The organism is Streptomyces sp. NPDC003393 (assembly GCF_053589015.1).
Map to the genome: position 1 here is coordinate 23,735 of NZ_JBSFRB010000011.1, position 26,177 is coordinate 49,911.

21 protein-coding genes are annotated in these 26,177 nt (G+C 72.0%); 8 read left to right on the forward strand and 13 right to left on the reverse strand.

Annotated elements, in window-relative coordinates:
* The first annotated feature begins 25 nt into the window (after positions 1-25).
* Complete coding sequence (locus tag ACWDUZ_RS13940; RefSeq protein ID WP_451632028.1) at positions 26-736, forward strand: GntR family transcriptional regulator; 711 nt, start codon at positions 26-28, stop codon at positions 734-736.
* A 182-nt stretch (positions 737-918) separates the two neighbouring features.
* On the opposite strand, the gene ACWDUZ_RS13945 is transcribed toward ACWDUZ_RS13940, so the two are convergent.
* The 3 genes from ACWDUZ_RS13945 to ACWDUZ_RS13955 all read right to left on the reverse strand — a co-directional run bounded on the left by ACWDUZ_RS13945 (position 919) and on the right by ACWDUZ_RS13955 (position 4,502).
* Positions 919-1,641 (reverse strand): hypothetical protein, encoded by a 723-nt coding sequence (locus ACWDUZ_RS13945; protein WP_451632029.1) that lies wholly within the window; start codon positions 1,639-1,641, stop codon positions 919-921.
* 544 nt (positions 1,642-2,185) lie between these two features.
* Positions 2,186-2,746, reverse strand: a complete 561-nt coding sequence (locus ACWDUZ_RS13950) for a hypothetical protein (protein WP_451632030.1) — start codon at positions 2,744-2,746, stop codon at positions 2,186-2,188.
* Positions 2,747-3,089: 343 nt separating this feature from the next.
* Complete coding sequence (locus ACWDUZ_RS13955) at positions 3,090-4,502, reverse strand: DHA2 family efflux MFS transporter permease subunit (RefSeq protein ID WP_451632166.1); 1,413 nt, start codon at positions 4,500-4,502, stop codon at positions 3,090-3,092.
* Between the two features lie 175 nt (positions 4,503-4,677).
* On the opposite strand from ACWDUZ_RS13955, the gene ACWDUZ_RS13960 reads away from it, so the two are divergent.
* Positions 4,678-5,109, forward strand: coding sequence for a MarR family winged helix-turn-helix transcriptional regulator (locus ACWDUZ_RS13960; RefSeq protein WP_451632031.1), 432 nt, complete (start codon positions 4,678-4,680; stop codon positions 5,107-5,109).
* A 171-nt stretch (positions 5,110-5,280) separates the two neighbouring features.
* On the opposite strand, the gene ACWDUZ_RS13965 is transcribed toward ACWDUZ_RS13960, so the two are convergent.
* On the reverse strand, positions 5,281-8,031 hold the full coding sequence (locus ACWDUZ_RS13965; protein ID WP_451632032.1) for a SpoIIE family protein phosphatase: 2,751 nt from the start codon (positions 8,029-8,031) through the stop codon (positions 5,281-5,283).
* Positions 8,032-8,279: 248 nt separating this feature from the next.
* On the opposite strand from ACWDUZ_RS13965, the gene ACWDUZ_RS13970 reads away from it, so the two are divergent.
* Positions 8,280-9,521 carry a SpoIIE family protein phosphatase gene (locus tag ACWDUZ_RS13970; protein WP_451632033.1) on the forward strand — a complete coding sequence of 414 codons (1,242 nt, stop codon included), beginning with the start codon at positions 8,280-8,282 and terminating at the stop codon, positions 9,519-9,521.
* Positions 9,522-9,573: 52 nt separating this feature from the next.
* On the opposite strand, the gene ACWDUZ_RS13975 is transcribed toward ACWDUZ_RS13970, so the two are convergent.
* The 3 genes from ACWDUZ_RS13975 to ACWDUZ_RS13985 form a co-directional block, all read right to left on the reverse strand.
* On the reverse strand, positions 9,574-9,786 hold the full coding sequence (locus tag ACWDUZ_RS13975; protein ID WP_451632034.1) for a hypothetical protein: 213 nt from the start codon (positions 9,784-9,786) through the stop codon (positions 9,574-9,576).
* Positions 9,787-10,062: 276 nt separating this feature from the next.
* The gene (locus ACWDUZ_RS13980) at positions 10,063-11,418 is read right to left on the reverse strand and encodes a beta-1,3-glucanase family protein (RefSeq protein WP_451632035.1); all 1,356 of its coding nucleotides are present in this window, start codon (positions 11,416-11,418) and stop codon (positions 10,063-10,065) included.
* A gap of 376 nt (positions 11,419-11,794) precedes the next feature.
* Positions 11,795-12,367, reverse strand: a complete 573-nt coding sequence (locus ACWDUZ_RS13985; protein WP_451632036.1) for a TetR/AcrR family transcriptional regulator — start codon at positions 12,365-12,367, stop codon at positions 11,795-11,797.
* 86 nt (positions 12,368-12,453) lie between these two features.
* On the opposite strand from ACWDUZ_RS13985, the gene ACWDUZ_RS13990 reads away from it, so the two are divergent.
* Entirely contained in the window at positions 12,454-13,377 is a 924-nt protein-coding gene (locus ACWDUZ_RS13990; protein ID WP_451632037.1) for an SDR family oxidoreductase, read from the forward strand.
* A 132-nt stretch (positions 13,378-13,509) separates the two neighbouring features.
* Here ACWDUZ_RS13990 and ACWDUZ_RS13995 read toward each other — a convergent pair whose 3' ends face one another.
* The 5 genes from ACWDUZ_RS13995 to ACWDUZ_RS14015 form a co-directional block, all read right to left on the reverse strand.
* Positions 13,510-13,923 (reverse strand): STAS domain-containing protein, encoded by a 414-nt coding sequence (locus tag ACWDUZ_RS13995; RefSeq protein WP_451632038.1) that lies wholly within the window; start codon positions 13,921-13,923, stop codon positions 13,510-13,512.
* A 115-nt stretch (positions 13,924-14,038) separates the two neighbouring features.
* Positions 14,039-16,420, reverse strand: coding sequence for a SpoIIE family protein phosphatase (locus ACWDUZ_RS14000; RefSeq protein ID WP_451632039.1), 2,382 nt, complete (start codon positions 16,418-16,420; stop codon positions 14,039-14,041).
* A gap of 317 nt (positions 16,421-16,737) precedes the next feature.
* On the reverse strand, positions 16,738-19,569 hold the full coding sequence (locus ACWDUZ_RS14005; protein WP_451632040.1) for a stealth conserved region 3 domain-containing protein: 2,832 nt from the start codon (positions 19,567-19,569) through the stop codon (positions 16,738-16,740).
* Entirely contained in the window at positions 19,566-20,558 is a 993-nt protein-coding gene (locus ACWDUZ_RS14010; protein ID WP_451632041.1) for a hypothetical protein, read from the reverse strand. Before ACWDUZ_RS14010 ends, ACWDUZ_RS14005 begins: the two co-directional genes overlap by 4 nt.
* Positions 20,555-22,309, reverse strand: coding sequence for a stealth conserved region 3 domain-containing protein (locus ACWDUZ_RS14015; protein WP_451632167.1), 1,755 nt, complete (start codon positions 22,307-22,309; stop codon positions 20,555-20,557). The genes ACWDUZ_RS14010 and ACWDUZ_RS14015 overlap by 4 nt, the downstream gene beginning before the upstream one ends.
* 503 nt (positions 22,310-22,812) lie before the next feature.
* On the opposite strand from ACWDUZ_RS14015, the gene ACWDUZ_RS14020 reads away from it, so the two are divergent.
* The 3 genes from ACWDUZ_RS14020 to ACWDUZ_RS14030 all read left to right on the forward strand — a co-directional run bounded on the left by ACWDUZ_RS14020 (position 22,813) and on the right by ACWDUZ_RS14030 (position 23,964).
* A complete protein-coding gene (locus tag ACWDUZ_RS14020) occupies positions 22,813-23,301 on the forward strand; it encodes a polyprenyl synthetase family protein (RefSeq protein ID WP_451632042.1) in 489 nt (162 codons plus the stop codon).
* Between the two features lie 4 nt (positions 23,302-23,305).
* The gene (locus tag ACWDUZ_RS14025; protein WP_451632043.1) at positions 23,306-23,437 is read left to right on the forward strand and encodes a hypothetical protein; all 132 of its coding nucleotides are present in this window, start codon (positions 23,306-23,308) and stop codon (positions 23,435-23,437) included.
* 122 nt (positions 23,438-23,559) lie between these two features.
* Complete coding sequence (locus tag ACWDUZ_RS14030; RefSeq protein WP_451632044.1) at positions 23,560-23,964, forward strand: VOC family protein; 405 nt, start codon at positions 23,560-23,562, stop codon at positions 23,962-23,964.
* A 432-nt stretch (positions 23,965-24,396) separates the two neighbouring features.
* Here ACWDUZ_RS14030 and ACWDUZ_RS14035 read toward each other — a convergent pair whose 3' ends face one another.
* Entirely contained in the window at positions 24,397-24,933 is a 537-nt protein-coding gene (locus ACWDUZ_RS14035; protein ID WP_451632045.1) for a hypothetical protein, read from the reverse strand.
* A 686-nt stretch (positions 24,934-25,619) separates the two neighbouring features.
* On the opposite strand from ACWDUZ_RS14035, the gene ACWDUZ_RS14040 reads away from it, so the two are divergent.
* On the forward strand, positions 25,620-26,087 hold the full coding sequence (locus tag ACWDUZ_RS14040; RefSeq protein ID WP_451632046.1) for a nuclear transport factor 2 family protein: 468 nt from the start codon (positions 25,620-25,622) through the stop codon (positions 26,085-26,087).
* Positions 26,088-26,177 lie beyond the last annotated feature (90 nt).

Below are 26,177 nucleotides of genomic sequence, written 5' to 3' on the forward strand. Positions count from 1 at the left end.
CGGCACCGAAGAAGGAGAAGAGAACATGCCGGGAGCCAAACGGCTGCAGCCCGTCAGACGGGAGCCCGCGGCCGTCGCGATCGCCCGCCGGCTGACGGAGGCGATCATGGACGGGACCCTGGCGCCCGGCACCCAGCTCGGGGAGGTCGAGCTGGCCGCGGAACTCGGCGTGAGCCGGGGCCCGCTGCGCGAGGCGATGCAGCGGCTGGTCCAGCAGGGCATCGCCCACAGCGAACCGCACCGCGGGGTCTTCGTGACGACCCTCACGCAGGACGACGTACGGGACATCTACCTCGCCCGCACGGCGGTCGAGTCGGCCGCGTGCCGGCTGATCCTGCGACGCGACCCGCAGGGCACCGCGGACCGGCTCGCCGCGGTGCAGCGCGCCATGGCGGAGGCCGCGCGTCGCGGCGACCCCGCGGCCCTCAGCGCGGCGGACACCGAACTGCACCAGGTGCTCGTCGAGGAGTCCGGAAGTCCGCGCCTGAAGCGCATGGCGCAGACACTCTTCGTGGAGACCCGGATGTGCATCACCGCGCTCCAGGACAAGTACCCGGCGCCGGACGTGATGGTCGACGAACACGCCGCGATCATCCAGGCCATCCGCGACGGCGACGAGGAGCGTCTGCTGCGGCTGGTGGACGAGCACATGCAGGACGCCGTGCGGCGGCTGACCGAGCGGCCCGAGGAGGCGGTCTCAGGGGTGTCCACGCGGCCGGAGGCCGTCGGCGGCTGACCCTCGGCCTCTTCGCGCGCGGCAGGAGGAACGGGCGGTGCGTTCCGGGTGGGCCCGGGGCCCGATCGGATCCCCGGCCCGTCCACGACGGCCCGGGGATCCGTGTCAGGCGCCCGGTGTACAGAGCGCCGGCCCCATTACGGCGGGCCGGAGTTCCGCGTCGCCGACGATGCTCGGCCGGCTCAGTAGTCGCCCCTGTCACCCTTGTGGCGCTCGATGATCCGGAAGCTGGCCACGACCCCGTCCCTGACCCTCACGCCGCGGATGCAGCCGGGGCGGACGCCGTTGCTGGTGCTGTAGGGGCCGACGGTGGCGATGGGGGCTCCGTTGTCACAGGTCGCGCCGCGGAAGACCTCGATGGTACGGCGGCTGTCGTTGCGGACGTTGAGGCTGCTGGAGCCGAGGCCGCTGACCACGGTGATGCAGCCGCTCGGACGGGCCGAGTAGGACCGCTCGTTGATGTGGATCCAGCCCTTGTCGAAGTCCTTGTCGTCGCCGCGGCCCCTGTCGCCGCCACCACCGCCGTGGTCGCCGCCGCCGCCGCCACCGCCGCCACCACCGTGGTCGCCGCCACCGCCCTGGTCGCCGCCGCCGCCACCGCCGCCGCCGCCGTAATCGTTGTCGTCGTCATCGTCGTTGTTGCCGTTGCTGTTGCCGTTGCTGTTGCCGTTGCTGTTGCCGTTGTCGTTGCTGTTGCCGTTGTCGTTGCTCCCGTTGCGGCTCTGGGTGCCGCCGTCCAGGGGAGCCTGGGCAGGAGCGGGCGCCTGCCGGACGACGGCGGGAGCCGGAGCCGCCGGCTGGGCCTCGGGCGCGGACGCGGCCGAGGCGTAGGTGATGCCGGTCGCGGTCAGAACCGCGGCCGCCGCGGCGGCCGCGCTGATCGCTTGCGATCGGGTCATGGTCATGGAACTGCTTCTCCTGTCTCAGAGATGAGATCGGCTCGGCGGCCGATGTGTGATTGAACGTACTGATGCCCCCAATAGCTGTCATTTCGGGCATATGGAAAGCGGGGCTCCGCGGGGCCGCTGGGAACGCCCAGGGCACCGTGCAGAGAGCTGATGCCAAGTCAAATAGGCGCGAGATGCTGATCGGTTGACAGGGCCGGTGGGCCTTACGGGTGATCTTCTGATGCCTGCTCCCCCGTGTGGCGGCAGACAGGCGGGGCGCCCGGCGCGTCGTGCTTGACGCGCGGGCCTCCAAGATGGTGGCGCCGCGACACGGCCCGCCGTGGCGGGCTGCGCACGAAACCTCGTCACGCGCGGGGCGGTGGCGCCGCCAGGCACGGCTCACGCCGCCGCCCGGTACGGGCGGCGGCGTGAGCCGGAAAGCAGAACCCCGGCCCGATTACGGCGGGCCGGGGTTCTGTGTCTTCGTGGAGTTCGGCGGCAGGGGTCCGGCGCGATTACGGCGGGCCGGCGTTCCGCTTCGCCTGCGTGGTGCGGCGGCCCCCTAGTAGTCGTCCCCGTAGTCGCCTCGGTCACCGCGGCCGCCCCAGTCGTCCCAGTCGTCGTAGCGGTCGACGACCCGGAAGCTGCCCACCACTCCGTTCTTGACGAACACGTCACCGGCGTGCCCGGGCCTCACGCCGTTGCTCTCGCTGCGGGGCCCGACCGTGGCGATGGGGGCACCGTTGTCGCAGGTGACCCCGCGGAACACCTCGACGGTCCTGCGGCTGTCGTTGCGGATGTTCAGGCTGGTGGAGCCCAGGCCGCTGACCACGGTGATGCAGCCGCCCGGGTGGGCGGAGTAGGAGCGCTCGTTGATGTGGATCCACCCCTCGTCGTAGTAGCGATGACGGCCGCCGTTGTTGTTTCCGCGGCCTTCGTTGCCCTTGCTGTTGTTGCTGGTGTCGCCGCCCATCGGGGCCTGGGCGGGGGCGGGCGCCTGACGGAGGGCGGGAATCGCCTGGAACGGTTCGACTGCGGCCGAGGCGTACGTGATGCCGCTCGCGGCCAGAGCCGCTGCGGCCGCGACGGCGGTGGTCATCGCGTGCGAACGGGTGATGATCATGGCTCTGCTTCTCCTGTCTCAGGGAGCCATCGGCTCGGCAGCCGATGTGCGATCGAACGTACTGATGCCCCCCATAGCTGTCATTTCGGGAATGACGGGAACGGCGGCGACAGGGGCCGATCGGGGCATCCGAGGCGTTCGCCCACCCCGTCCGCGAAGACGGGCGGAGAAACAAACTGCCATGTCAGATAGGCAGATTGACGGACAATTAGCCCCTCAAGGTGATCTTCTGACGAACTATCACCTTTGGAGCAGCGCAGGTGGCGCCCGCGGGCGGCGGGTCGGTGCTTGACATGTCGCCCCGCAACCCCTGACCATCCGTCATCTCGCGACAGTCCAGGGGCTACCCGTCGACGCGTTCGCGTCGGCGCCGGGGGAACACCGGCCGGCCGGCGGGGGTGGCGCCGCCACGGGCGGCGGCGCGAGCGGGTCCGTCGGGGAGAGTGAAGGCGAAGACCGCGACCAGCGCGGCGATCGCCGCGAGCGCGAGGTAGGCGTGCTGGTAGGCGGTGACGGGCGGCTCCGCCACGGCCGCCGACGGGGTGCCCAGGACGAGGGCGGTCGTCACGGCCGCCGGCGCCAGGGCGCCACCGGTCTGTCGTACGACGGTGTTCAGGGTGGAGGCCTGGGCCAGGTCCGGCCGGTCGATCGTGGCCAGGGAGGCCACCGTCGTGGGTACGAAGAAGCAGCCCATCGCGAGACCGAGCAGGAACATGTAGCCGCGGAAGATCCACAGACCGGTGTGCGCGTCGCAGGTGGCGAAGAGCAGCAGCACCCCGCACACCCCGGCCAGGCCGCAGCCGATGATGAGGCGCGGGCCGACCCTCGCGTACAGGACGCCGACGACCTGGACGGTCAGCAGGACGCCGAAGGCTTCGGGGAAGGTGGTGAGGCCGGACTCGAGAGCGGTGCGACCCTGTGCCTGCTGAAGGAAGAGCGGGCCGATGTACATGGCGCCGATGATGGGGATCAGGCCGACCAGGTTCATCAGGTTGGTGTCCCGGAAGAGCCGGTGCCCGAACAGTCGGAGTTTCAGCAGCGGCTCCCGCACGCGCAGTTCGACCACGACCGCCGAGACCAGCAGCCCGGTCCCGAGCGCGAGCGAGACGATGACCGCGGCCGACGACCAGCCTCGGTTGGGGCCCTCGCAGACGCCGAACATCACGCTGCCCAGCGCCGCCGCGCTCAGCAGCAGCCCGGGCAGGTCGAAACGGCCGGGCCGACCGCCGCGATGCCCCGCCAGGAACACCGCGCCGAACAGCGCGGCCGGCAGGCCCACCGGCAGATTGACGTAGAAGACCCACCGCCAGGTGAGGTGATCCACCAGCAGCCCGCCGAGGACCGGCGCGGCGGCCGGCGCGATCTGCTGGGGAATGATCATGTAACGGGATATGCGCACCTGCTCCGAGGAGGTGAAGGTGGCGAACAGCAGCGCGGCCGACGCGGGGAACAGCACGCCGGCCGAGAGTCCCTGCACCGCGCGGTAGGCGACGAGCTGGCCGAGGGACGCGGCCGTGCCGCACAGCAGCGAGGCGAGGAGGAAACCGACCAGCGCGGTCAGCAGCACACGTTTTCCGCCGAACCGCTCGACCAGCCAGGCCGATGCCGGAATGGCCATGGCCAGGGCGACCGGATAGACCACGACGACCCCGTCCAGGGCGGCCGTCGTGAGGTCGAACTGTCGTGCGATAGCCGGCAGTGCCACCGTGGTGATCGCACCGTCGGCGATCGCGATGAAGGTCACGCTGACACACATCACGGGGACGACGAGGCGCTGGCTGAGACGGGAGGAGAGGGCGGGAAGGGGGGAGCGGGCAGGCAGCGCGAAGCGACGTGGAGACACATGCTGAGCATACACACTATGTGACTGCTCATAGAATGGATTTTCGTTCGCGGGCGGAGCCGGGGGCAGAAGGGAATCGAGACGTTCCATGGCAGTGCACGGCAGCAGCGACATCCTGGTCGACGAGCTCTACGAAACGACGCACATGTTGCGGCAGTTCGTGGAGGCACGGTTGCGGGAGGGGGGAGCGTCCATCGCCCGGCTACGCGCGCTGAGAGTGCTGGCCCGGACGGAAGAGCCCCTGCGGATGCGGGACCTGGGCGAGATGGTGGGGATCGCGGCCCGGACCACGACCACCATCGTCGACAGCCTGGAACGCGACGGACTGGTGGAGCGGGTGCGCCACCCCCGGGACCGGCGGGCGTTCCTGTTGCGTCTGACCGACGAGGGCCTGCGCTGCCATCGCGAGGCGGAGGAGATCGACCGTGTGGCGCTCGCCGAGGCGACGGCCGCTCTCACCGCCGAGGACCGCGACCGACTGCGTGCCCTGCTCGCCCGCATCCGCGAGACCACCGGCTGACGGCGGCGGGCTCAGCGGCTGGCGGTTTCGGGCTCACCGGTCCGGACACTCGGACGCACCGGGAGGCCGGCGTCCGCCGGCGCCGCCACGACGAGCGCGACGACCGGTGGGGCCGGACCGGGCTGCCGGCCCCGCGCCGCGCCCGGCGGCCGGGCCGGCACCCGGTCGCGGTCAGGCCTCCCCGTGGCCGAGGAGGCCATCCGCGAAGTCGATGTCGGGCTCCGTCGCGCCGTGGAGCACCTGCTCGGTCCAGATGACCTTGCCTCGGGAGGTGTACCGGGTACCCCAGCGCTGGGCGAACCTGGCGACCAGGAACAGGCCGCGGCCGCCCTCGTCCGTGAGCCGGGCGCGGCGCAGATGCGGGGAGGTGCTGGAGCCGTCGGCGACCTCGCAGATCAGGCTCCTGTCGTACAGCAGACGCAACCGGACGGGCTGGGCGCCGTACCGGATGGCGTTGGTGACCAGCTCGCTGACGATCAACTCGGTGCTGAAGGCGGTCTGGTACAGACCCCAGGCGTCCAGCTGACGGGCGGCCTCGGCGCGGATACGGGAGACGGCCGCCGGGTCCGAGGGCACGTCCCACTCGGCGACCAGGGCGCGGTCCGTCAGCCGGGTGCGGGCGACGAGCAGGACGATGTCGTCGACGCGGCGTTTCGGAAGCAGGGTGTCCAGGACGGCCTCGCAGGTCTCTTCCGGGCCGAGGCCCGGCCGGGCCAGGGCGTCCCGCAGCAGCGCCAGGCCGGTGTCGAGGTCGCGCCGCCGGTTCACGACCAGTCCGTCCGTGAACAGAACCAGCCGGCTGCCCTCCGGCAGTTCCAGCGCGGCGCTCTCGAACGGGTGACCGCTGCCCAGGCCGAGCGGCGGCGAGACGGGTATGACGGGGAAGTCGACCGTGCCGTCGGGGAGGACCACGGCGGGGCCCGGGTGACCGGCGCCGGCGACGGTGCACACCCCGGAGACGGGGTCGTAGACGGCGTACAGGCAGGTCGCGCCGGTGATGCCGTCGGCCGCGCCGCTGCCCGTGCCGGCCGGGTGGTCGGCCTCGCCGCCGTCCGCGCCGGCGACCGGCTGGTCCAGGTGGGCGACCAGCTCGTCCAGGTGGGCCAGGAGCTCGTCGGGGGCGAGGTCCAGGGCGGAGAAGTTGTGCACGGCGGTGCGCAGCCGGCCCATGGTGGCCGACGCGTGCAGGCCGCGGCCCACGACGTCACCGACCACCAGCGCGACACGAGTGCCGGGCAGCGGAATCACATCGAACCAGTCGCCGCACACGCCGCTCTGCGAGGGCAGATAGCGGTGGGCCACCTCCAGGGCGGACTGCTCCGGCACACCCCGCGGCAGCAGGCTGCGCTGCAACGTCACCGCCATGGTGTGCTCGCGGGTGTAACGGCGGGCGTTGTCGATCGCCACCGCCGCCCGTGCCGCCAGCTCCTCGGCGAACGACAGATCCTCCTCCACGAACGGCTCGGTGCTCCGCAGGCGCCAGAAGTCGGCCAGCCCCAGCACCATGCCCCGCGCCCGCAGCGGCACGGTGATCAGCGAGTGCATGCCGTGGTGCAGGAGTCTTCGAGCGCGCTCGGGATCCTGGGTGCGCCAGCTGTACGCGGTCCCCAGGTCGGCCACCAGGATCGCGTGCCCGGGCGCACCCACGGGGGTGCCGCGAGCGAAGCCGACCAGTTCGCCCACCGGGTACAGCGGTGAGTCGGCGGGGAGCCCGCTGACCGCCGTACGGCGCATCCCGGTGTGTCTCTCGGGTGGCTCGTCGCCCCGGAGGACCGGCTCCAGCAGCTCGACGGTCGCGACGTCGGCGAAGCGGGGCACCGCCACCTCGGTGAGTTCCTCGGTCGTGCGCACCACGTCCAGCGTGGAGCCGATGCGCGTCCCGGCGTCGTACAGCAGCTTCAGGCGGTCCCGGGCCGCCTCGGCCGTGCCCGCCAGCGCCCGCAGCTCCGTGGTGTCGCGCAGCGTCACCGCGTTCCCGGCGGGTCCGCCGTGGGCGGCGGTCGGCCGCACGTTCACCGCCAGCAGTCGGTCACCCGCCAGGTGCACCTTGTCGGTCACCACCTGCTCCGAGGTCAGCAACTCGGTCATCTCCGGGCCCAGTCCGAGCTCCGCGACCGGACGCCGCTGGGCGCCGGCCGGCAGGCCGAGCAGCCGCCGGGCCTCGTCGTTCGCCAGCAGCAGCCGCCCGTCGCCTCCGACGATCAGCACCCCCTCGCGTACCGAGTGCAGGACCGCGTTGTGATGGTCGTACATCCGGGTGATCTCGGCGGGGCCGAGGCCACGGGTCTGGCGCCACAGCCGACGGCTGAGGACCGCCGCCCCGCCCGTGGTGACCGCCACCGCTCCGGCGGTGACGCCCAGTACCTTCGGCAGCTGCGCCGTCACCCGCTGGCTGACGTGCTCGAGGGTGACCCCGGCGCCGACCGCGCCGAGCACCGGGCCGCTGGGCCCCCTGACCGGGACGAAGGCCCGGATCTGAGGCCCCAGAGAGCCCACACCCTGCTCCGTCACGGTCCGTCCGGCCAGCAGCGGGGCCATGTCCGTCGTGGTGCGCGCACCGGGGCGGCCCGCGACGGAGGAGAGGGCCACATAGACACCCTGCCGGTTCAGGACTCCCATGAAGTCGACGCTGGAGCGCCTCTGGGCCTGCTGCAGCTGCGGCTGGAGCATCGCGGTGGGATGCCGGGACCCGAGGGCTTCCGCGGTCCCGGGAGAGCTGGCGAAACCCTGGGCGACGGCCAGCGAGCGACTGCCGGCCTCATGGACGCTCTGCCGCTGGGTCGTCAGGACCAGCAGAGCCACTCCCGCCACGGCGAGCAGCAGCACGACCGCCACCTGCAACAGGAACATCTGGCCGACGACACTCCGGACGCTCAGCACCGCGGTGCGCCCCCGCCGCCGGCCGCCGGCACCACTGTCCATGTACCGGGCGGCCGGGGAAGACTCGGGTCGGATACGACATCCGGACATACTTCAATCTTGCGCCTGTTTCGGACCGGAGCCCCGTTCCGTGTCCCGGGCACGCTCGCCGCGGCGCGGGGCCGGACACCCTCGCACGGTCCTGGTCAGCGGCTCGGCGGCACCGCGCGACCGCCGCGCTCGACCGGCCGCCGACGCGCATAGTGGGAGGGGAAGGGGCGGGGCCGCCGGACCGGAACGGGAGAGCGCCTGTGACGACACCGCCGATCGACTACCAGGCGTTGTTCGCGGCCACACCCAGCCCGTACGTGGTGCTCGGCCCCGACCTGGTGATCCAGGACGTCAACGCGGCCTTCTGCCGCGCCGGCCGGCGCCGGCGCGAGGACCTGATCGGGCGGTACCTCTTCGACGCGTTCCCCGACAACCCGGCCGACCCCGACGCCGACGGCGTGCGGAACCTGAGCGCGTCCCTGCACCGGGTGCTGCGCACCAAGGAGCCGGACACGATGGCGGTGCAGAAGTACGACATCCCCGTGGCCGAGCACCCGGGGGTGTTCGAGGAACGCTGGTGGTCCCCGATCAACACACCCGTGCTGGGTTCGGACGGACAGGTGGCCTGGATCATCCACCGGGTGGAGGACGTCACCGCGTTCGTGCTCTCCCACCCCGAGGAGCCGCCGGCGGGACAGGCGCTCACCGAGCGGCAGGCCATGGAAGCCGAGCTGTACGCCCGGGCACGGGAGCTGCAACTGCTCAACGAGCAACTGCGCCAGGCCCACGCCAGGGAACGACAGGTCGCCGTCACCCTCCAGGAGGCCATGCTCCAGGCCCCCGACCTGGCCGGGCACCGCAACATCGCCGTGCGTTACCTGCCCGCCGCCAAGGGGCTCAACGTGTGCGGGGACTGGTACGACGTGGTTGACCTCCCCGACGACAGCTTCACGGTCGCCGTCGGCGACGTCGTCGGACACGGCCTGGAGGCCGCCGCGGTCATGGGCATGCTCCGCAGCGCCCTGTCCGCCGCCATCCGTGCCCTGCGCGAGCCCGACCGGGCCATGGAGGTCCTGGGCCTGTACGCCCGCTCGGTGGACGGCGCACTGGCCACCACCGCCGTCAAGGCCCTCGTCGACACCCGGCGGCACCACATCACCTACAGCAGCGCCGGCCACCCCCCACCGGTCCTGACCCACCCCGACGGGACCTTCCTCCTGCTCGACCAGGCCACCGACCCGCCCCTGGGAACGCGCCCGGAGCACGTCCCGCGTCCTCAGGCCGCCGTGCCCTACACCCCCGGCGACACCCTCGTCCTCTACACGGACGGCCTCGTCGAGCGACGTGGTGAGGACATCGACGCCGGCCTGAACCGGCTGACCGGCGTCCTCGCCGACCATCCGCGTCTCAACCCCGACCACCTCGCCGACACCCTGCTGTCGCGCCTCGGCGTCAGCGGCGGCGGACACGACGACATCGCTCTGATCGTCGTCCGCCTGTGACCGCACCGCCGGCCCGCCGTGCCCCGGCGGGCCGGGAAGCCGGGGCCTGCCCTCAACCGCGGCGCAGACGGCGGTTCAGGGGCGGCTCGTCCGCCAGGACGGCACCGATGGTCAGCGAGAAAGTCGCTGCGGCGCACAGCACGATCAACCAGGACAGCATGACCAGGACCATGCCGAGAGCGCGGTACCAGGTACGCCTGCGCGGCCAGCCGCGTGCCGGCGTCGGCAGGTGGGCGGACAGCACTCGGTCGGCCGGTTCCGTCATGACGGGGAAGCGTTGCTCGTCGGTCGTCGGCAAGCGCCCGAGTCGCGCCGTCGATCTCACGCCCGCACGGTGGAGCGCACCGTCCGCCGTCCGCATGCCGTGCGGATCCCTCGACGGCCGCTTCGCCCGGACGGCCCACGCGCGGTCGCGAGAGGGCCGGCCGGGCGACGAGACCGCCGCGCGGCCGGCGATGCTCTCCGTGCGGCTCTCCTCCAGGCCGTCGGGCCGGGTCCCCGGCGGACGGGCCGCGCGGCCAGGTGGGTGGTGCGGGTCGCTCTACCAGCCGACCGCCACCAGCAGCCACTGGGGGGCGCTGTGCGAGATGAAGGAGGACCGGCCCGCGACGTCGTCGTACGGGAAGCCGTAGGCCAGGTGGTCGATGGCGTTGTCGTGCCAGAACCGGGCGTAGTAGTTCGCCGGGGCCGCCTGGTAGTACTGGCCGGGGTCACCCTGCTGGGAGGGCGGCAGCGTGGCCACGTGGCGGTTGAGGGCGGCGCACACGGTGGGGTCGCCCGCCAGCGAGGCGGCACAGCCGAAGATGTCGGAAGTGGCCGCGTCGACACCGACGGACCGGGCGTAGGCGGTGAAGTAGTTCGCGTTGGCGCCGCCGGAGCGGAAGCTCGGGTCGCTGCCGGGAGCGATGATGCGGTAGGGAGCCTGCGTCTGGGCCAGGACCTTGAAAGGCGCCGGCACCGCGTCCGTGAAGCGCTGGAAGGTGGTGGCGCGGTCCTCGGCGAAGGTCTGCCGGTTCTCACCGACCTCCACGTCGTAGCCGTCCTTGGCGTGCAGGCGCAGGGCGAGCTTGAGTCCGAAGGCGTCGACACGTGTGGTGTTGCCGTTGAAGACGTCGTCGCCGACGGTGAACTCGATGAAGTCGTAGTAGGGGCTGTCGGGCGAGCCGAGGTGGAAGTACATCCGCCCCGCGGAGTTCGCGGGCATGTCGAGATAGGGCTGCTCCGCGACGGAGTGCACCTGCCCGTTGAAGCTCCAGTAGACCTGGCTGTCCGGATACCTGCCGTTGGTGCGGTTGAGGACCTTCACCTCGACGACGTTGCGCGCGGGCGGGATGTCGTCGGTGCCGCCCCAGAAATCGTCCGTCTCAGGGGCGCCGCCGGGCCCGTACACCTCGAACTCCCACAGCGAGTACCCGTACGGAGTGGCCCGGGCGGTGCCGTGGATCCGGACGTACCGGCCGCTCGCCGTGACGTTCACGGTCTGGGTGCCGCCGGTGGAGGCCGCGGTGGAGTACACCGTCGTCCAGTTCCGTGCGTCGGTGGAGGTCTGGATGCTGTAGGCCCTGGCGTAGGCGGCTTCCCACGCCAAGGCGACCCGGGTGAGCTGTCGGACGGAGCCGAGGTCGACCTGGAGCCACTGGGGATCGGCGAAGGCGGAGGACCAGCGCGTGCCCGGATCGCCGTCGACCGCGGCGGCGGCCGGGAAGGCCGCGCTCTCGGTCGAGGACGCGGTCACGGGCCGGCCGCGGGAGAGCAGGGCGTCGGCGGCGCGGGCGGACGACGGTGACAGCGCGAGAAAGCAGGCGGCGAGCAGGGCGAGGACGAGGCAGAGGGCCGTTCGGGAACGCGGGGTGCCGGTCGGTGGTCTCGGCGTGGGCGCGCAGGACGATGTCGGCATGAGGTCTCCAGAGCCGAGGGCCTGTGGGGGAGGAGGGGCGGCAGTTCCTGAGAGCGCTCTCACCGGTTTGTACTCCCACTGCTGTCCACCGTCAACAACTGAAGGCGAAAGCGTGGAGGCCCTCCGGTCGGCGACCGGACGGTGTTGCTGGGCTTGGCCCTTGACGAGTCGTCACCCGGTCGGCCTTCGACTTCTGTGCAGCCTCGACTCGGCGGCCGGGCCCGCTCGTTCATCTCCTGACGTGCGTGGCTCGGGCCCGGGCCTGCCTTCCCGTCGGACCCTGCGTGGGACGTACGTCCCTCGGGCGGTTCGCGCTCGGCGCCGTGGCCGCACCCGGGTGCCCGTGCGGCTGGCCGGCGTCACGCGGACGCCCTGACTACGCGCGTTCGCCTGTGAGCACGGCTTCGAGCGCGTCCAGCGACTCCCGCATCACGTCCGCCATGCGGCGTTCCTCGGCCGCTGCGATCCAGCGCGCGAAGCCGACTTTGAAGACGGCGACCCCCGCCTCGGCGGTCAGGCTCGCGGCCGGTTCCGGGAGGCCGCGCCCGCGCAGGGCGTCGGCGAGCGCCGCCGCCAGCGACGCCAGCTTGATCAGCTCGCGCTCCTGGAGTTCCGCGTTGGCCGCGATGACGGCCTGTCGGCGGCGGGACTGCTCGAGGCGCCCGGCGAACACCGTGGAGACCGCCTCGAGTCCCGCCGCGATCGCGTCGATCGGCGCGGCGGACTCGGGCGCCTCGGCGACCGAGTTCACGAACAGCTCCTGCACGGCTCCCGAGCCGCCGAACAGCACCTCGCGCTTGTCCGTGTAGTGCCGGAAGAAGGTCCGCTCGGTGAGACCGGCGCGCCGGGCGATCTCCGCCACCGTGGTCTGTTCGTAGCCGCGCTCGCTGTAGAGCTCCAACGCCGCCTCCGCCAGGCGTCCGCGTGCGTTCGGCTCCCATCTGCTCATGGTCGGATCCTACGCGATGGCAGTCACTGACATCGCGTGCTACGGTCGATGACAGTCACTGACATCAACAGTCTGGGGAACTCTCCATGCGCATCTTCGTGACCGGGGCGTCCGGCTGGATCGGCTCCGCCCTCGTTCCCGAACTCGTCGACGCGGGCCACCAGGTCATCGGCCTCGCCCGCTCCGACGCCTCCGCGGCCGCCCTCACCTCCGCCGGGGCGGAGGTGGTGCGAGGCACCGTCGACGACCTCGACGTCCTGCGTGACACCGCCGCCGCTTCGGACGGCGTGGTCCACCTCGCCTTCAAGCACGACATCGCCTTCAGCGGCGACTTCGCGGGCGCCGCCCACGCGGACCGCCGCGCCGTCGACGCCCTCGGCGACGCGCTGGCCGGCACCGACCGCCCCTTCGTGCTCGCCTCCGGACTCGCCGGCCTCAAGCAGGGGCAGGTGGCCACCGAGAAGGACGTGGCCACGACCGACGGCTCACCGGTCTCCATCCGCGCGACCACCGCGGCGGCGGTGATCGCACTCGCCTCGCGGGGCGTGCGCTCCTGCGTGGTGCGGCTCTCTCCGACCTGCCACGGCGAGGGAGACAACGGGTTCGTGGCGGCCCTGGTCGCCACCGCCCGGGCCAAGGGGGTCTCCGGTTACCTCGGCGACGGCACCAACCGCTGGCCGGCCGTCCACCGCCTCGACGCCGCACGGCTGTTCCGCCTGGCGGTGGAGAAGGCCCCGGCGGGCTCGGTGCTGCACGGTGCCGCCGAGGAGGGCGTCGCGCTGCGCGACATCGCCGAGGCGATCGGCCGGCACCTCGGCGTGCCGGTGACCTCGGTGGCCCCCGAAGCCGCCGCCGAGCACTTCACCTGGCTGGGCGGCTTCCTCGGACTCGACTGCCCGGCGTCCAGCGCCCTCACCCGCGAACTGCTGGACTGGCGGCCGACCCGCCCAGGCCTTCTCGAAGACCTCGGCGCGGGCCACTACTTCCGGACCGCGGCCCCCGCCTCCTGACGGCCGCCGGATGTGAAACCGGCGCGGTGACCCGGCGATCACGACGGGCCGCACGCGCACGCCGCCACCCGTCCGCGCGATGGTGATCGCGATGGCCGCACCGGCCGGCACCCGTCCGCGCGCGGTGGGCGATCACCGAGCGGCACCCTGCTTCCCGTCGCCCTCCTCCGGCCGCCCGCCCGCGAGGGCCGCGTCGAGGGAGGGATAGACGGGCAGGACCCGGGCCAGCCCGCTGGCTTCGAGGATCCGCTCCACCCGCCCTTCGGGACAGACCACGCGCAGTTCCCCGCCGTCCCGTTCCAGCATCGTGTGGGCGGTCGCCAGGGGACTCAGCGCGTCCGCGTCCGTGTACGTCAGCTCGGACAGGTCCGCGATCAGGTTGAGCAGGTGCTTGTGCTTCGCGGTCACCGCGGCCACGAAGTCGCGCAGCTCCTCGGCGGTGGTGGTGTCCAGTACCCCCCTGACCTCCATCACGGCCCAGCCGTTCTCCCAGTGCGACGCCAGGAACAGAGCCATGGTCGTCTCTCCGCCTCCTGCCGCTGCCATGTCGCCGACACCGTCGATTGTCCTCTCGCCGGTCCGGTCTCGCGCGTCCTGCGGCGGCGGGCGACCTGGCGACCCGGTGCCGCGCCGCGAGCCGAGCGGCACCGGGTGCGGCGCCTCACACCGCCGAGCTGAGGGGCTCCTCGGCCCAGATGGTCTTGCCCTGCTCCTCGAAGCGGCTGCCCCAGCGCCGCGCGCACTGCGAGACCAGCAGCAGCCCGCGGCCGCCCTCGTCGGTCGTACGGGCGTGCCGCAGGTGCGGTGCGGCGCTGCTGCCGTCGGAGACCTCGACGCTCAGCGTCCGGTCGAAGATCAGACGCAGGCGCACGGGCGGCGCGGCGTGACGGATGGCGTTGGTGACGAGCTCGCTGACGATCAGCTCCGTGGAGAACAACTCGTCGTCCATGGCCCAGGTGCGCAACTGTCGGGCGGTGAGCGAGCGGGCCGTGGCGACGGCCGCCGGGTCGGAGGGCAGCACCCAGGTGCCGACGCGCGCGGGATCGAGCGGGCGGGTGCAGCCGACCAGGATCGCCGCGTCGTCCGGGGGATCGGCGGGAACCAGTGCCTCCGTGACCTTCAGACACAGGTCCTGCGGGGGCAGGGGGGAGGCGGCCAGTACGCGCGCGAGCTCGGCGCGTCCCGTGTCGTCCGGGAACGCCTGGAGCAGCCCCGGCGTGAAGAGGACGAGCCGGCTTCCCTCGGCCGGCGTCAGGGTGGTCTTCGTCAGCGGAGGTCCCGGCCGGCCGAGCGGCGGTCCGGACGGGACCCCGGGGAAGGCCACGGTGCCGTCCGGGGCCACCACGGCCAGGCCCGCTGCACCGGCCGCGGATCCGGTGCAGCGGCAGGTGACGGGGTCGTAGACCAGGTAGAGGCAGGTGGCGCCGACAGGGCTGCCGCCGTGCGGGTCGCCGGTCTCCGTGTCCATCTGCCGGACCAGGTCCTCCAGGCGGGCCATGAGCTCGTCCGGTGCCAGATCGAGGGCGGCCAGCGTGTGCACGGCCGTGCGCAGCCGGCCCATCGTCGCCGCGGTGCGCACGCCTCGGCCGGGGGTGCTGCCCGCCACGAGGGCCACACGTGCCCCCGGAAGGGAGATGACGTCGGTCCAGTCGCCGCCCGCGCCGGAGTGCACCCAGTGGTGTGCGGCCCGTACCGCGTCCGCGGCGGGAAGGTCCCTGGGCAGCAGACCGCGTTGCAGCGACAGCACGGTGTTGCGTTCGCGCACATAACGGCGGGCGTTGTCCAGGGCGACGGCGGCACGGGCGGCGAGATCCCGGGCCAGGGTGAGGTCGTCGTCCTCGAACGCGCCGCGTGCGGTCCACCGGTAGAAGGTGACGATGCCCAGCGCACGGTCCCGGACCAGCAGCGGGACCGCCATCAGCGAGTGGACCCCCTCCTCCCGCATCCGCCGGCCACGGACCGGGTCGCTCCACAACCACTCGCTGTCCTCCCCGACCACACGCACCAGCCTGGGTTCGTGATCGGTCAGGACCCGGGCGGCGGGCACCTCGCCGGCCGTCATGCCGGCCTCGCCGATCCCGTACGCACCGTGATCACCGTCGTTGCGGATGGACCGCGACGCGGCCCGCCGCATGACCCAGCCCGCAGCGCCCGGCCCGTCCGGCACGTCCTCGCCGGTCAGCACCGGCTCCAGGAGATCCACCGCCGCGCTGTCGGCCAGCCGCGGCACCGCCACATCGGCCAGTTCCGCCGCGGTGTCCAGCACACCGAGGGTGGTCCCGATACGGGAGCCCGCCTCGGCCATCAGAGCGAGCCGCTCCTGAGCACGGTGCCGCTCGGTGATGTCGACCACCACGTCGGCCACGCCGAGGACGCGGCCGTCCGGGTCCTCCAGACGGAACGCGGACCCCTCGTAGACGTGCTCACGGGCGCGGTCACCGGGCGGACGGCCGCGCTTCTCGAAGGAGAGAACCGGCTGCCCGCTGCCCAGGACGTCGGTCATCACCCGCTCGGCCAGTTCCGCGTTGAAGTCGGGCCACACCTCGGTGGGCCGCAGCCCCAGCCCTTCGGTCACGCGGACGCCCTGCATGCCCTCCGCCGCGCCGTTGTACCGCATCAGACGCAGCTGGGGGTCGAGCAGGAACAGCCCGATCGGGGACCGGGTGAACAGCGCGTCCAGCAGCGCGCGATCGACGGCGGACGTGGACGCGTCGGACGCCTCGCCCGGGATCACGTCGACCCGCCAGCAGGTCGTGGCCCGTCCCGGCGGTCCGGCCCGCACCCGCACCCGGCAGCCGACGTGGTGCCCGTCGCGGTGGCGGAGCACCACATCGTGGGCAGCCCCGTCTCCCGGCGCATCGGAGACCAGCAGTTCCGTGGCCGGCCGGCCCACGATCCGCCGTGCGGGATAGCCCAGCAGGCGTTCGGCGGCCGCACTCCACTCGACGACCATGCCCTGGTCATCGACCAGGACGGACGACGCGCCCGACGCGCCCTGCGCGGATCCACCCGCCCGGTGGGTGCCGCCTGTCGACTCGCTCATGATCGTCCCGCTGTTCTCGAGGCCGAAGCGGTCGTTCCTTCCGTCTCGTCCGTCTCGCCCGGAGTGATCCCTCACTTCGGCGTGAACCGGTGTGTCGGGGCAGGTCCTCGATGGTGAGGGGCGCCTCGCGGACACGGCGTCCCGTCGCGCGGTGGACGGCGTCGGCGACGGCAGCGGGGCCGTCGCCGACCTGACCGACCTGGTTTCATCGTGTTGCACTCCTGAACGCACCGCCAGTCGGCGTGCCGCCGGCCGCCCCCGCGCTGCGGCTCTCACTGACCGTGCCGGGGCGACGGCCGTCCGGGCGGGCACCCTGTTCAGCGCTCGAACGGGCTCCTGATCGGGAAGTACGCCGGCAGGAAAGAGGCGATGATGCGGGCCTGTTCCCGGGCCGGGACCTCGGCGTCCTGGGACTCGCCGAGACAGAAGACGTCGTGCCCGCGGATCGTGAGCAGGCGCGTCAGCTCCGGATGACGAGCGTAGGTGCCCACGTCGACGTAGGCGCAGCGGATGCTGCTGGGCACGGAGGTGCCGGTGAGATAGCCGTAGTGATGGTGCAGGGAGGCCGCCATGGAGATGTCCTGCCGGCCGCGCACCGGGTTCGCCGCCGTACGGGCCACGTCCTCGCCGAATTCCGCTTCGATCCGCTCCAGCACGCTCTTGCGCAGCGGGCACGGGGCGTGCGCGAATCCGTTGGTCACCGTCACCGCGAAGCGGTCCTCAAGCAGTGTGCGGTTGTTCCGGGCCGCGGCGAAGTAGCCTTCGTCGTCCGCTTCCGTCGGCTCGCCGACCGGCACGGCTGTCGGGGTCCAGAAGAAGCGGCTCATGCCGTTGGGCAGGAAGAACTTCTGCGCACCGAGCGGCCTGCCGATGAAGACGTCGTCGTTGAGGTACAGGAAGTGCTCGGACAGGCCGTCGATGTGGTGCAGGCGGGCCTCGATGGCGTGGGAGTTGAAGGTCGGCAGGCAGCCGGGGTCGGAGAAGATGTCGCGGTGCGACACGACCTCCAGGCCCGGTTGCGTGGTGTCCAGCCACTCGGGTGTCTGGTCGTCGGTGACCAGGTAGATCGTGCGCACCCAGGGGGCGAACATGGCGAGCGAACGCAGGGAGTAGCGCAGCTCGTCCCGGTTGCGGAACCTGGCGGGCTCGTCGCCGTCGGTCCCGGACGGCAGTCCGAGGCTCTCGCGTCGCCGGGCCCGCCGCTGCTGCCACCGGAGGTCGGAGTCGTCGACCCAGGTGTAGACGACGTCGATCGGGAAGGTGATGTCGTGCACCAGCGTCCTGGTGAACGGTTCGAGCGTGGGGTATTCGCGGTCGCGGACCCTCAGCGTGGCGTCGGCGGTCAGCGACGGCAGCCTGGGCCCCACGGCGCTCGGGCGCAGCGGAGCGACGAACTGCCCGTCCCCGCCCTCCTCCGCCGGTACCCGGCGCCAGAACTCCACGTCACAGCCGTAGGCCGGACCGAAGCGCAGCGTGCGGCCGGAGGTCACGACGGGACGGAAGACGCGCAGGCCGGCGACTTCTCCGACGGCTTGGAGGCGTTCGGCGAGGAGCACACCCGGGGCGTGCGTCCGGGGCCTGAGCAGCTCGGCGTACACCGCCTCGCCCGTGTACGCCGCGGCCAGCGCCTTGCGGACCAGCACCTGGTGCTCGGTGTCGACGGCCACCCGAAACCTGGGGGAGTCGTCCTTGCCGCGCAGGACCACGAAGGGAATCGCGTGCTCCCGCAGAGCGGCGACGACGGTCTCGAGGTTGCGCCGGCCGATGTCCGCGGGCTGAAGATCGTCACGGACCTCCGACAGTCTGCCGCCGGACCTGACGAGGGAGCGGTGGGACGCCCTGATGACCACTTCCCGGGCCCGCTGGTCGCCGGAGGACGGTGCGGTCCGGTCCGCCGCGACCGCCGGGTGGAACCGGCCCGCCCCGCCGTGGGCGAGGCGGCGGGCCATGCGGTCCGCCCGTCCGGTCAGCCGCTCGGGGGAGTCGCGCCGCCCGACGAGGTCGGTGAAGAGCTCCTCCCACCGCTCGACGATCACATCGGCGGCGAAGCGCGCCGACCCGGCGTAGGCGCTCTCACCGAAGGAGCACAGGAGCTCCTGGTTCCCCATCAGCCTGGAGATCGCTTCGGTGAGACCGTCGATGTCGCCGGGCGGGACGAGCAGCCCGTCGACCCCGTGCCGGATGATCTCCGCGGGTCCGGTGACGATGTCGTAGGCCACGGCCGGCACGCCGGCGGCGAAGGCCTCCAGGAGCACCAGCGGTAAGGCCTCGCCGTCCCGTGACGGCAGCATGGTCAGGCTGGCCTTGGCCCACTCCTCGGTCATGTGCCGGCTGGGCCCCAGGATCTCGACGGACTCGTGCAGGCCGAGCCCCTGGACCAGGTTGCGCAGCCGGGACATCTGCGGGCCGTCGCCGAAGACGCGCAGCCGCCAGCCGGGGTGCCGGGGCAGTGCCCTGGAGAAGGCGACGACGGCGTGGTCCACCTGCTTGTCGGGGACGAGTCGCCGGGGCATGACGATGCTCCTGCCCGTCAGGCTGGAGCGGGGGCGGAACCCCGCGGGGATCGCGTTGGGGATGGCCGCCAGGCGCGGTGCCGCCCTGCCGAGCGACTCCTCCAGCCACTGCCTGGTGCGCTCCGTCAGCACCACGACGGCGTCGAACTCGGGCGCCCTCGGCAGCAGCGGCTCGCCCGTGGGCCCGCGCAGCTGCGACGGCCGGTGCTCCTGGTGCACGGTGATCACACGCGAGGGCACCAGATCGGCGGCCGCGGACATGAGCGCGGGCGACGTGGTGACGAGGACGTCCGTGTCGAGGGTGCGCAGGGCGTGCTGCATCTCGATGTCGGAGAGGGCGTCGAAGGTGGCCTCCCACCTCGGGTTGATCAGTTCGCTCGGCAGGCCGGCCAGGCGGCGGCACTCCTCCGCCCGCAGCCCGCTGCGCCGTACCGGCCGCTCCGTACGGCCCGTACGGTCCACCAGGTGGCGCACGGCGACCCGCTCGTCCACGGTGAAGAAGGGACGCTCCCGCGTCCTGAACACGCTGACCACCTCGACGGTGTGCCGGGGCGCCAGATGGGTCGCCTGGGTGTGGACGGCCTGCTCCGTGCCGCCCATCTCGTCGCCCCAGGTGAGCAGAAAGGTGATCTTCATCGGTTTCCACGTCCCGTCGCGAGGTGGGCGGTGCGGAGTGCCAGGCTGCCGACGGGCGTGTAGTAGGGGTGGACGCGGAGCACGGTGTCGTCGTCCGCGGTCAGCAGCCGGTACGGCATCCGGAAGACGTCCCTGGGGCTGCGTACGTCCGTCCGCCGTCGTGAGAGCTTCAGGGGTCTGCGCCGCCCGTGGCGCAGGCGTACGTCCCAGATGTGCTCCTTCTCGTCGAAGGCGCCGAAGTCGGCCACCTGGATCGAGCACACGAAGGTGTCGCCGTGCCAGGCGGCCGGGACGACGCGGACCGTCCTGCCGCCCCTGCGGGCCAGTTCGACGTCGCCGCGGCAGTCCTCGGCCGGTGCGTTCACAAGGCGGCCCGCCAGGGTCACCTCGGACCAGCCTATGGTCAGGGACATGATCTCCGCCTGGGGGCCGTCCCGGCCCAGGGACAGGTGGGCCCGGCCGGTGCCCGAGGCGATGAGCCGGCAGTAGGAACCGTCCTCGCGCACCGGCTGCGGATCGGTCGGTCCGTCGGGCATCAACCGCTCCGCCCCGGCCAGGGCGGAGCGGCGCTCCCGCCCCGAGGCGTCGGTGAAGGCGACCGACAGCGACCACTGGCCCTCGTCCAGGAGGCATGCGTGGACCCCGGCGGGCAGCGGCACGGCCGTGGCGGCGTCCCCCTCCCGCAGGCGGAGGAGGACGGTGCCCCGGGCGTCGGCACCGCCCCCGCCGTGCCGGGCGAGGGTCAGGGGAACGGCACAAGACGACGAGCCCGACCCCAGCAGCAGGGAAGGAGCCGATGATCCGGGCGGCAGGCGGACACAGACGTTGAGGGTCCGGCCGTCCAGGACGGAGACGTGCTCGGCGGTGAGGCGGGGCCAGTCGTCGGTGCGCGGTCCCACCAGAACGAGGGCGTCCAGGCGTGACCGCGCCGAGCGCAGCGCCCCGTAGCCCTTGCGCATCACCGTGTGCGGGGTGGGAAGCCGCCTCATCCGCAGTCCGCCCCGCGCTCGAAGGGGCTGGGCACGGGGAAGTACTCGTCCAGGAAGCGGGACATCACGCTCTGCCCCGGGCCCTGACCGGCTTGTGTGGAGGTGGTGTCGTTCAGGCAGAAGACGTGCACGTCCCGGTCGGCCAGCAGCCTGCCCAGCATCCGCCGCACGCCCGGTCCGCCGATGTCGCAGTACCGGTGGACCAGTCCGTCACCGGGGAAGGAGCGCCCGGCCTGGTACGCGTAGTAGTGGTGCAGGGACGAAGCGACGGAGATGTCGTCGACGCCGCGGAAGCGGCTCGCCGCCGTGCGCCGGTGCTCCTCGGGGAACTCCGCCTCGATCTCCCGCAGGACGCTGCGGTGCAGCGCGTGCGGCACGTGCTTCACCTTGCGGACGATGTGGTGGCCGAAACGCTCGGCGACGAGTCTGCGGTTGTTCTTGCCGGCCGCCGCCACCGGCGGATCCTCGGCGGACACGTCCCCGAAGGGAACCAGCGCGGGAGAGAGATAGAACTTGCCCAGGCCGTTGGGCAGGAAGAAATGCTGCGGCAGGATCTCCTGCCCGAGCATCACGTCGTCGTTGAAATAGAGGAAGTGCTCCGACAGCCCCTCGATGCGATGGAGTTGGCTCTCTATGGCATGGGAGTTGAATGTCGGCAGGACTTCGGGGTCACGGAATATGTCCCGGTGGCTGACCACCTTGACGCGTGGGTGATCCGTGTTCAGCCACTGCGGAACCTGATCGGCGGTCACCAGGTGGATCGTGCGTATCCAGGGTGCGTACAGATGAACCGAGCGCAGGGAGTAGCGCAGCTCGTCCCTGCTGAGATACCGGGCGGCGTTGGCCGCTTCGCCGTGGTAGGGCGGGTCGGAGAAACGGGCTCGCTGACGCAGCCAGTGCGGATCGGAGCCGTCGACCCATGTGTAGACCGCGTCGACGGGAAAGGAGCGGCGTCCCACGGTCTCCACGGCGAAGGCCCGGCGGGTCCGCACCGGTGCCGGACCCCGCTCCTCGGGCAGCGGAGCGAGATCGGTGAACAGGCTCTCGTCGGCCGCCACCGCCTCCTCGTCGGCCGGGACGGACTCCGCGACCCCGTTGCGCCGAGGGGAGACCAGTCGGCCGTCCTCCTGCCGCCAGAACTCGATGTCGCAGCCGTAGCGCAGGCCCAGGACCAGCCGGCCCGACCGGTCGGTGCGGTACCAGACGCAGCGGAGGACGCCAGAGCACGAGACGCGCTTCCACTGCCCGGGACCGCGTCCGGCCACGGCGGACTCCCTCCGGGCCGCGTTCCCTCCCACCGGCACCACATATCCGGGCCTCACCCGGCATGCCGCACGCAGCGCCCTGAACACGGCCTGCCGGTCCTTCTCGCGGACCGCGACCGCGGCCGAGGTCTCGGACGACGAACGCACGCAGAAGTAGTCGACGCCCGCGGCGCGCAGCGCGGCCGCCACGTCGTCGAGATTGGATCTGCGGGCCAGAAGCGGGGTGACGTCCGGCATGACATGGGCGATGCGCACCTTGCCGTTCACACTGACGACGACGCTGTCCCGTGCCGCCAGAAGTCGCCTGTGACGGCGGGCCGCTCGTCCGCGCCGCAGCCGTCCCCGCACCTCGGTCATGGCGGCGATCCCCGACTTGAACCGCTCCCGTAGGTCGGAGTCGACGTGCTCGGCGATCACTCGCCGCGCGCCGACCGGTACCGCCCGGCGGTATGCACCGATCAATCGGGATGCCTCGGGGTTCCGCATGGCCGGCGCGCCCGCTCGGACCGTTCGTGCTCTCACGAGCCCCCCTTCAGAAGGCGACGGCCTGTGGCCACCATCTGAACGCTGCCTTTCTTGACCGTTCACGGCTCGGAAAGGTTGTAGAGCGAGAAAGGGACACCGGCCGCGACAGGAGCGCCGGACGCCACCTCGCCGGTATTCGCGATCCATATGACGCAGGTGTTCTGACGGTGCATTCGACGTTCTGAGAACGGCGTTGCCGGAGCGCGTCCGATCGGCGCCCGGCGGCGCTGCTGTACGCCCCTGATGCATCGGGACTCCAGTCCGTCGCCGACGGCGCCACCCGCGGACTCGCTCCCCGCCGCCCGCCCCGCACCAGGGAGGCGGCTGCCGGGCCGGAGGCCGGCACCAGCAGGTCCCCCACGTACCGGCCGTGGCGCGAACTCGCTCTGGCCCCTGCCCGACCCGGGTGATCGAATCGGTGCCCGAGGGCAGTCGGACCGGCGGCCGCCGCCACCCGCGCCTCGGTGATCGAGACCTACCTCGGCAAGTCCGGCGGCCCGTTCCGCATGATCACCGTCATGGCCGCGCGCCTGGCGGGCGCGGACGAGCCGCGCGTGGAGCTGTGGCGCGAGTTCGGCGACGTGTTCGGCGTGCTGTGGCAGCTCTTCGACGACCAGGCGGACATCCTCTCCGACCGTGACGAGGACCTCCTGAACGGCACCGTGACGCACCTGTTCGCCTGCGCCCTGGAAGAGGCGGCTCCCGATGCCACGGAGCGCGTCCTCGCGCTGCACGGCTCGGCGAGAACGTCCCGGCACGCCCGCGCGGAACTCTCCGGCCTGCTGCGGTCGCCCGCGGTCCTGCGGCGTTTCGAGAAGGACATCGACGAGTGCCGCGACCGGACCCGCCGCATCCTGGACGAACTCGGCGGCCACGACGAGTGGCTGCCCGTCCTGCGCGACCTCGTGGACCAGTCGTCCCGGATGCTTCTGGAGCCCGCAGCAGAACAGTGAGTCCGTGATCCCCGCGGCGATCGGCGGAGCCCTGGAGAGGACGGGCGGACCGATCCCGGCGACGGGGGGCCGACACACCGGCCGGGGCGCCGGCTTCCTCCTGCCCGACGAGGGGCAGCCGTACAAGGCCGCGTGAGCGGCCCTCGACGGCATGAGCGGCTGCCGGCGTAGGATCGCGCGCACGGCATCGCGTGTCGGTCACCGGCCGGGTGAGGCATGGAGGTGCCCGTGAATTTGCCTTGCGGAGGCAATCCACAGATGTCAGTCGAGTTCAATCACACCATCATCCATGCCCGGGACAACCGGGAGTCGGCCGAGTTCCTGGCGCACGTCCTGGGGCTCGAGGTCGGGGCCGAGTGGGGCCCGTTCATTCCCGTGGCCACCGGCAACGGGGTCACCCTGGACTTCGCCGCCATCCCGGCGCAGTCCATCGTCATGCAGCACTACGCGTTCCTCGTCTCCGACGAGGAGTTCGACGCTGCCTTCGCGCGCCTGCGGGAGGCCCGGATCACGTACTACGCCGATCCGCGCCTGAAGCAGCCCGGGGAGATCAACCACCACCACGGCGGGCGCGGTCTGTACTTCCTGGACCCGGCCGGACACGGGATGGAGATCATCACAGGGCCCTACGGCAGTCACGAGCAGCGGCCGACGGGATCATGAGGAAGCGGAGGCGAGCAGGCTTCCTGGCCTCCGGTTCGGCGGCGACGGTGCCGCATGTGGCACCCGTCTCGTCACTCGTCCGAGTGTGGTCGCCGGCCGGTGCGGGACGGCTGCCGTCGCCCGGGTCAAGGGCCAAGGGGACGTTTTCCAGCAGGAATCGGCCGGCCGGTGTACCGGTGGTGCGGAGGGACCGCCTCCGGGACCGGTGCGCCGCCCCCCTGGTCCGGTTCTAGGATGACGTTCGCGGGCGCGTGAACTGTCGGGCCGCGGCCGGTGCGGGCGTGTCGAACGATTGCTCGTGGTCCGAGGCCCGGACAGGAACCCCGGCCCGATTACGGCAGGCCGGGATTCCGTGTCGTGCGCCTGGTTGCAGAGCCCCGGCCCGATTACGGCGGGCCGGGGCTCTGCGTCGTCGGGCGAGGTGCGGCTCGATCAGTAGCCGCCCTTGTCACCGTGGCGGTCGATGACGCGGAAGCTGCCGACCACTCCGTGCTTGACGTGGATGCCCCTCACGTCCTTGGGGAATACGCCGAAGCTGGTGCTGCGCGGGCCGACGGTGGCGATGGGGGCGCCGTTGTCGCAGGTGAGCCCGCGGAAGACCTCGATGGTCTTCTTGCTGTCGTTGCGGATGTTCAGGCTCGTGGAGCCCAGGCCGCTGACGATGACCGCGCAGCCCTGGGTGTGGGCCGAGTAGGACCGCTCGTTGATGTGGATCCAGCCCTTGTCGTAGTCCCGGCCGCCGTGGCCGCGGTCGTTGCCGCCACCGTGGTCGTTGCCCTCGTTGCCCTTGCCCCCGTTGCCGTTCTGGGTGCCCCCGTCCATGGGTGCTTGGACGGGGACCTGCTGGACGGCGGCGGCGGGGGCGGCCTCCGGCGCGGGGGCGGCAGCCGCGTAGGTGATGCCGGTGGCGGCCAGGGCCGCCGCGGCGGCGACGGCCGCGGTGATGGCGTTGGAGCGGGTCATGATCATGTCGCTTCTCCTGTCTCAACTCAGAGAGAGGGATCGGCTGTGCAGCCGACGCGTGATCGAACGTACTGACACCTCACATTGCTGTCATATCGGAAATGTCGGGTGGGCTGGTTCCCAGGGCCGATCGGGGTACCCGGCGAGCCGTCGGGCGAGACGCCCGACGGGCCGACCGCTCGTCAAATCCCCTGCTCGGGCAGTCGGATTGAATGGCTATTAGCCCTTAAAGGTGATCTTCTGACACCCGCTCACTCTTTGCGGCAGCCGCGTTCCGGAGATTGACGGCGAGTCGCTGCTTGACATGCGGGCCACGGCCCTTGGCGGCGCGCGGCACACCCGCGGTCCCGAGCTCCCCGGAGCCCGCATTCCGGGAGTCCGTGGCTCGGGTCGGTGGCCGGGGAGCGGATTCCGTCCCTTGCCCGGCTCTCCGGCATCCACGTCGCTGTGCCGACCTGACGGGTCGGCAGGGGTGACGGCTCACAGCAGCGTATGTTCGGGCGACGGGGTCGCTGCCGACCGTGGCTCGGCCTGCCGATGTGTCAAGTCCGAGCAGTGGGAGCGCCCAGGGGCGGAAGAGGCCTGCCCGCCTCGCGGCCTGTCCGCTCGTGCCTGGTCGCACCGCGCTGTGCGTCCGGTGTATAGCTTGAGGCGGACGCCGGTTCTGACACTGCGATGTTCCAGGAGAATTCATGGCCGCCAAGCCTCCTGTTCCCCCCTTCACCCGGGAGAGCGCGATCGAGAAGGTCCGCCTCGCCGAGGACGCGTGGAACACCCGGGACCCCGAGCGTGTGGCCCTGGCCTACACGGTCGACAGCCGCTGGCGGAACCGCGCCGAATTCATCAGCGGACACGAGGAGATCGTCGCCTTCCTCACCCGGAAGTGGGCCAGAGAGCTGGACTACCGGCTCGTCAAGGAACTGTGGGCCTTCGAGGGCAACCGCATCGCCGTGCGCTTCGCCTACGAGTGCCACGACGACTCGGGCAACTGGTTCCGCTCCTACGGCAACGAGAACTGGGAGTTCGACGACGAGGGCCTGATGCGAGTCCGGCTGGCGTCGATCAACGACCTGCCCATCAGGGAAGAGGAACGCAAGTACCACTGGCCGCTCGGGCGTCGTCCCGACGGCCACCCGGGACTGAGTGAGATGGGTTTGTAGCGCGCCTGTCGGGCCGGCCGCGCTGGAGGAAGCCGGTTGCCGTGCCCCTCGGTCGCGGCAGTGGCCGAGACGCCGCGCTGCGGGGCGACC

Excerpts from the sequence above, each read along its gene's own strand:
- ACWDUZ_RS14015 (WP_451632167.1), bottom strand. The coding sequence starts at position 22,309 with ATGCGGAACCCCGAGGCATCCCGATTGATCGGTGCATACCGCCGGGCG.
- ACWDUZ_RS13975 (WP_451632034.1), bottom strand. The coding sequence starts at position 9,786 with ATGACGGAACCGGCCGACCGAGTGCTGTCCGCCCACCTGCCGACGCCG.
- ACWDUZ_RS13995 (WP_451632038.1), bottom strand. The coding sequence starts at position 13,923 with ATGGCAGCGGCAGGAGGCGGAGAGACGACCATGGCTCTGTTCCTGGCG.
- ACWDUZ_RS13940 (WP_451632028.1), top strand. The coding sequence starts at position 26 with ATGCCGGGAGCCAAACGGCTGCAGCCCGTCAGACGGGAGCCCGCGGCC.
- ACWDUZ_RS14030 (WP_451632044.1), top strand. The coding sequence starts at position 23,560 with ATGTCAGTCGAGTTCAATCACACCATCATCCATGCCCGGGACAACCGG.
- ACWDUZ_RS13955 (WP_451632166.1), bottom strand. The coding sequence starts at position 4,502 with ATGTGTGTCAGCGTGACCTTCATCGCGATCGCCGACGGTGCGATCACC.
- ACWDUZ_RS13945 (WP_451632029.1), bottom strand. The coding sequence starts at position 1,641 with ATGACCATGACCCGATCGCAAGCGATCAGCGCGGCCGCCGCGGCGGCC.
- ACWDUZ_RS14035 (WP_451632045.1), bottom strand. The coding sequence starts at position 24,933 with ATGATCATGACCCGCTCCAACGCCATCACCGCGGCCGTCGCCGCCGCG.
- ACWDUZ_RS13980 (WP_451632035.1), bottom strand. The coding sequence starts at position 11,418 with ATGCCGACATCGTCCTGCGCGCCCACGCCGAGACCACCGACCGGCACC.
- ACWDUZ_RS13960 (WP_451632031.1), top strand. The coding sequence starts at position 4,678 with ATGGCAGTGCACGGCAGCAGCGACATCCTGGTCGACGAGCTCTACGAA.
- ACWDUZ_RS14000 (WP_451632039.1), bottom strand. The coding sequence starts at position 16,420 with ATGAGCGAGTCGACAGGCGGCACCCACCGGGCGGGTGGATCCGCGCAG.
- ACWDUZ_RS14040 (WP_451632046.1), top strand. The coding sequence starts at position 25,620 with ATGGCCGCCAAGCCTCCTGTTCCCCCCTTCACCCGGGAGAGCGCGATC.
- ACWDUZ_RS13990 (WP_451632037.1), top strand. The coding sequence starts at position 12,454 with ATGCGCATCTTCGTGACCGGGGCGTCCGGCTGGATCGGCTCCGCCCTC.
- ACWDUZ_RS14005 (WP_451632040.1), bottom strand. The coding sequence starts at position 19,569 with ATGAAGATCACCTTTCTGCTCACCTGGGGCGACGAGATGGGCGGCACG.
- ACWDUZ_RS13950 (WP_451632030.1), bottom strand. The coding sequence starts at position 2,746 with ATGATCATCACCCGTTCGCACGCGATGACCACCGCCGTCGCGGCCGCA.
- ACWDUZ_RS13965 (WP_451632032.1), bottom strand. The coding sequence starts at position 8,031 with ATGGACAGTGGTGCCGGCGGCCGGCGGCGGGGGCGCACCGCGGTGCTG.
- ACWDUZ_RS13985 (WP_451632036.1), bottom strand. The coding sequence starts at position 12,367 with ATGAGCAGATGGGAGCCGAACGCACGCGGACGCCTGGCGGAGGCGGCG.
- ACWDUZ_RS14010 (WP_451632041.1), bottom strand. The coding sequence starts at position 20,558 with ATGAGGCGGCTTCCCACCCCGCACACGGTGATGCGCAAGGGCTACGGG.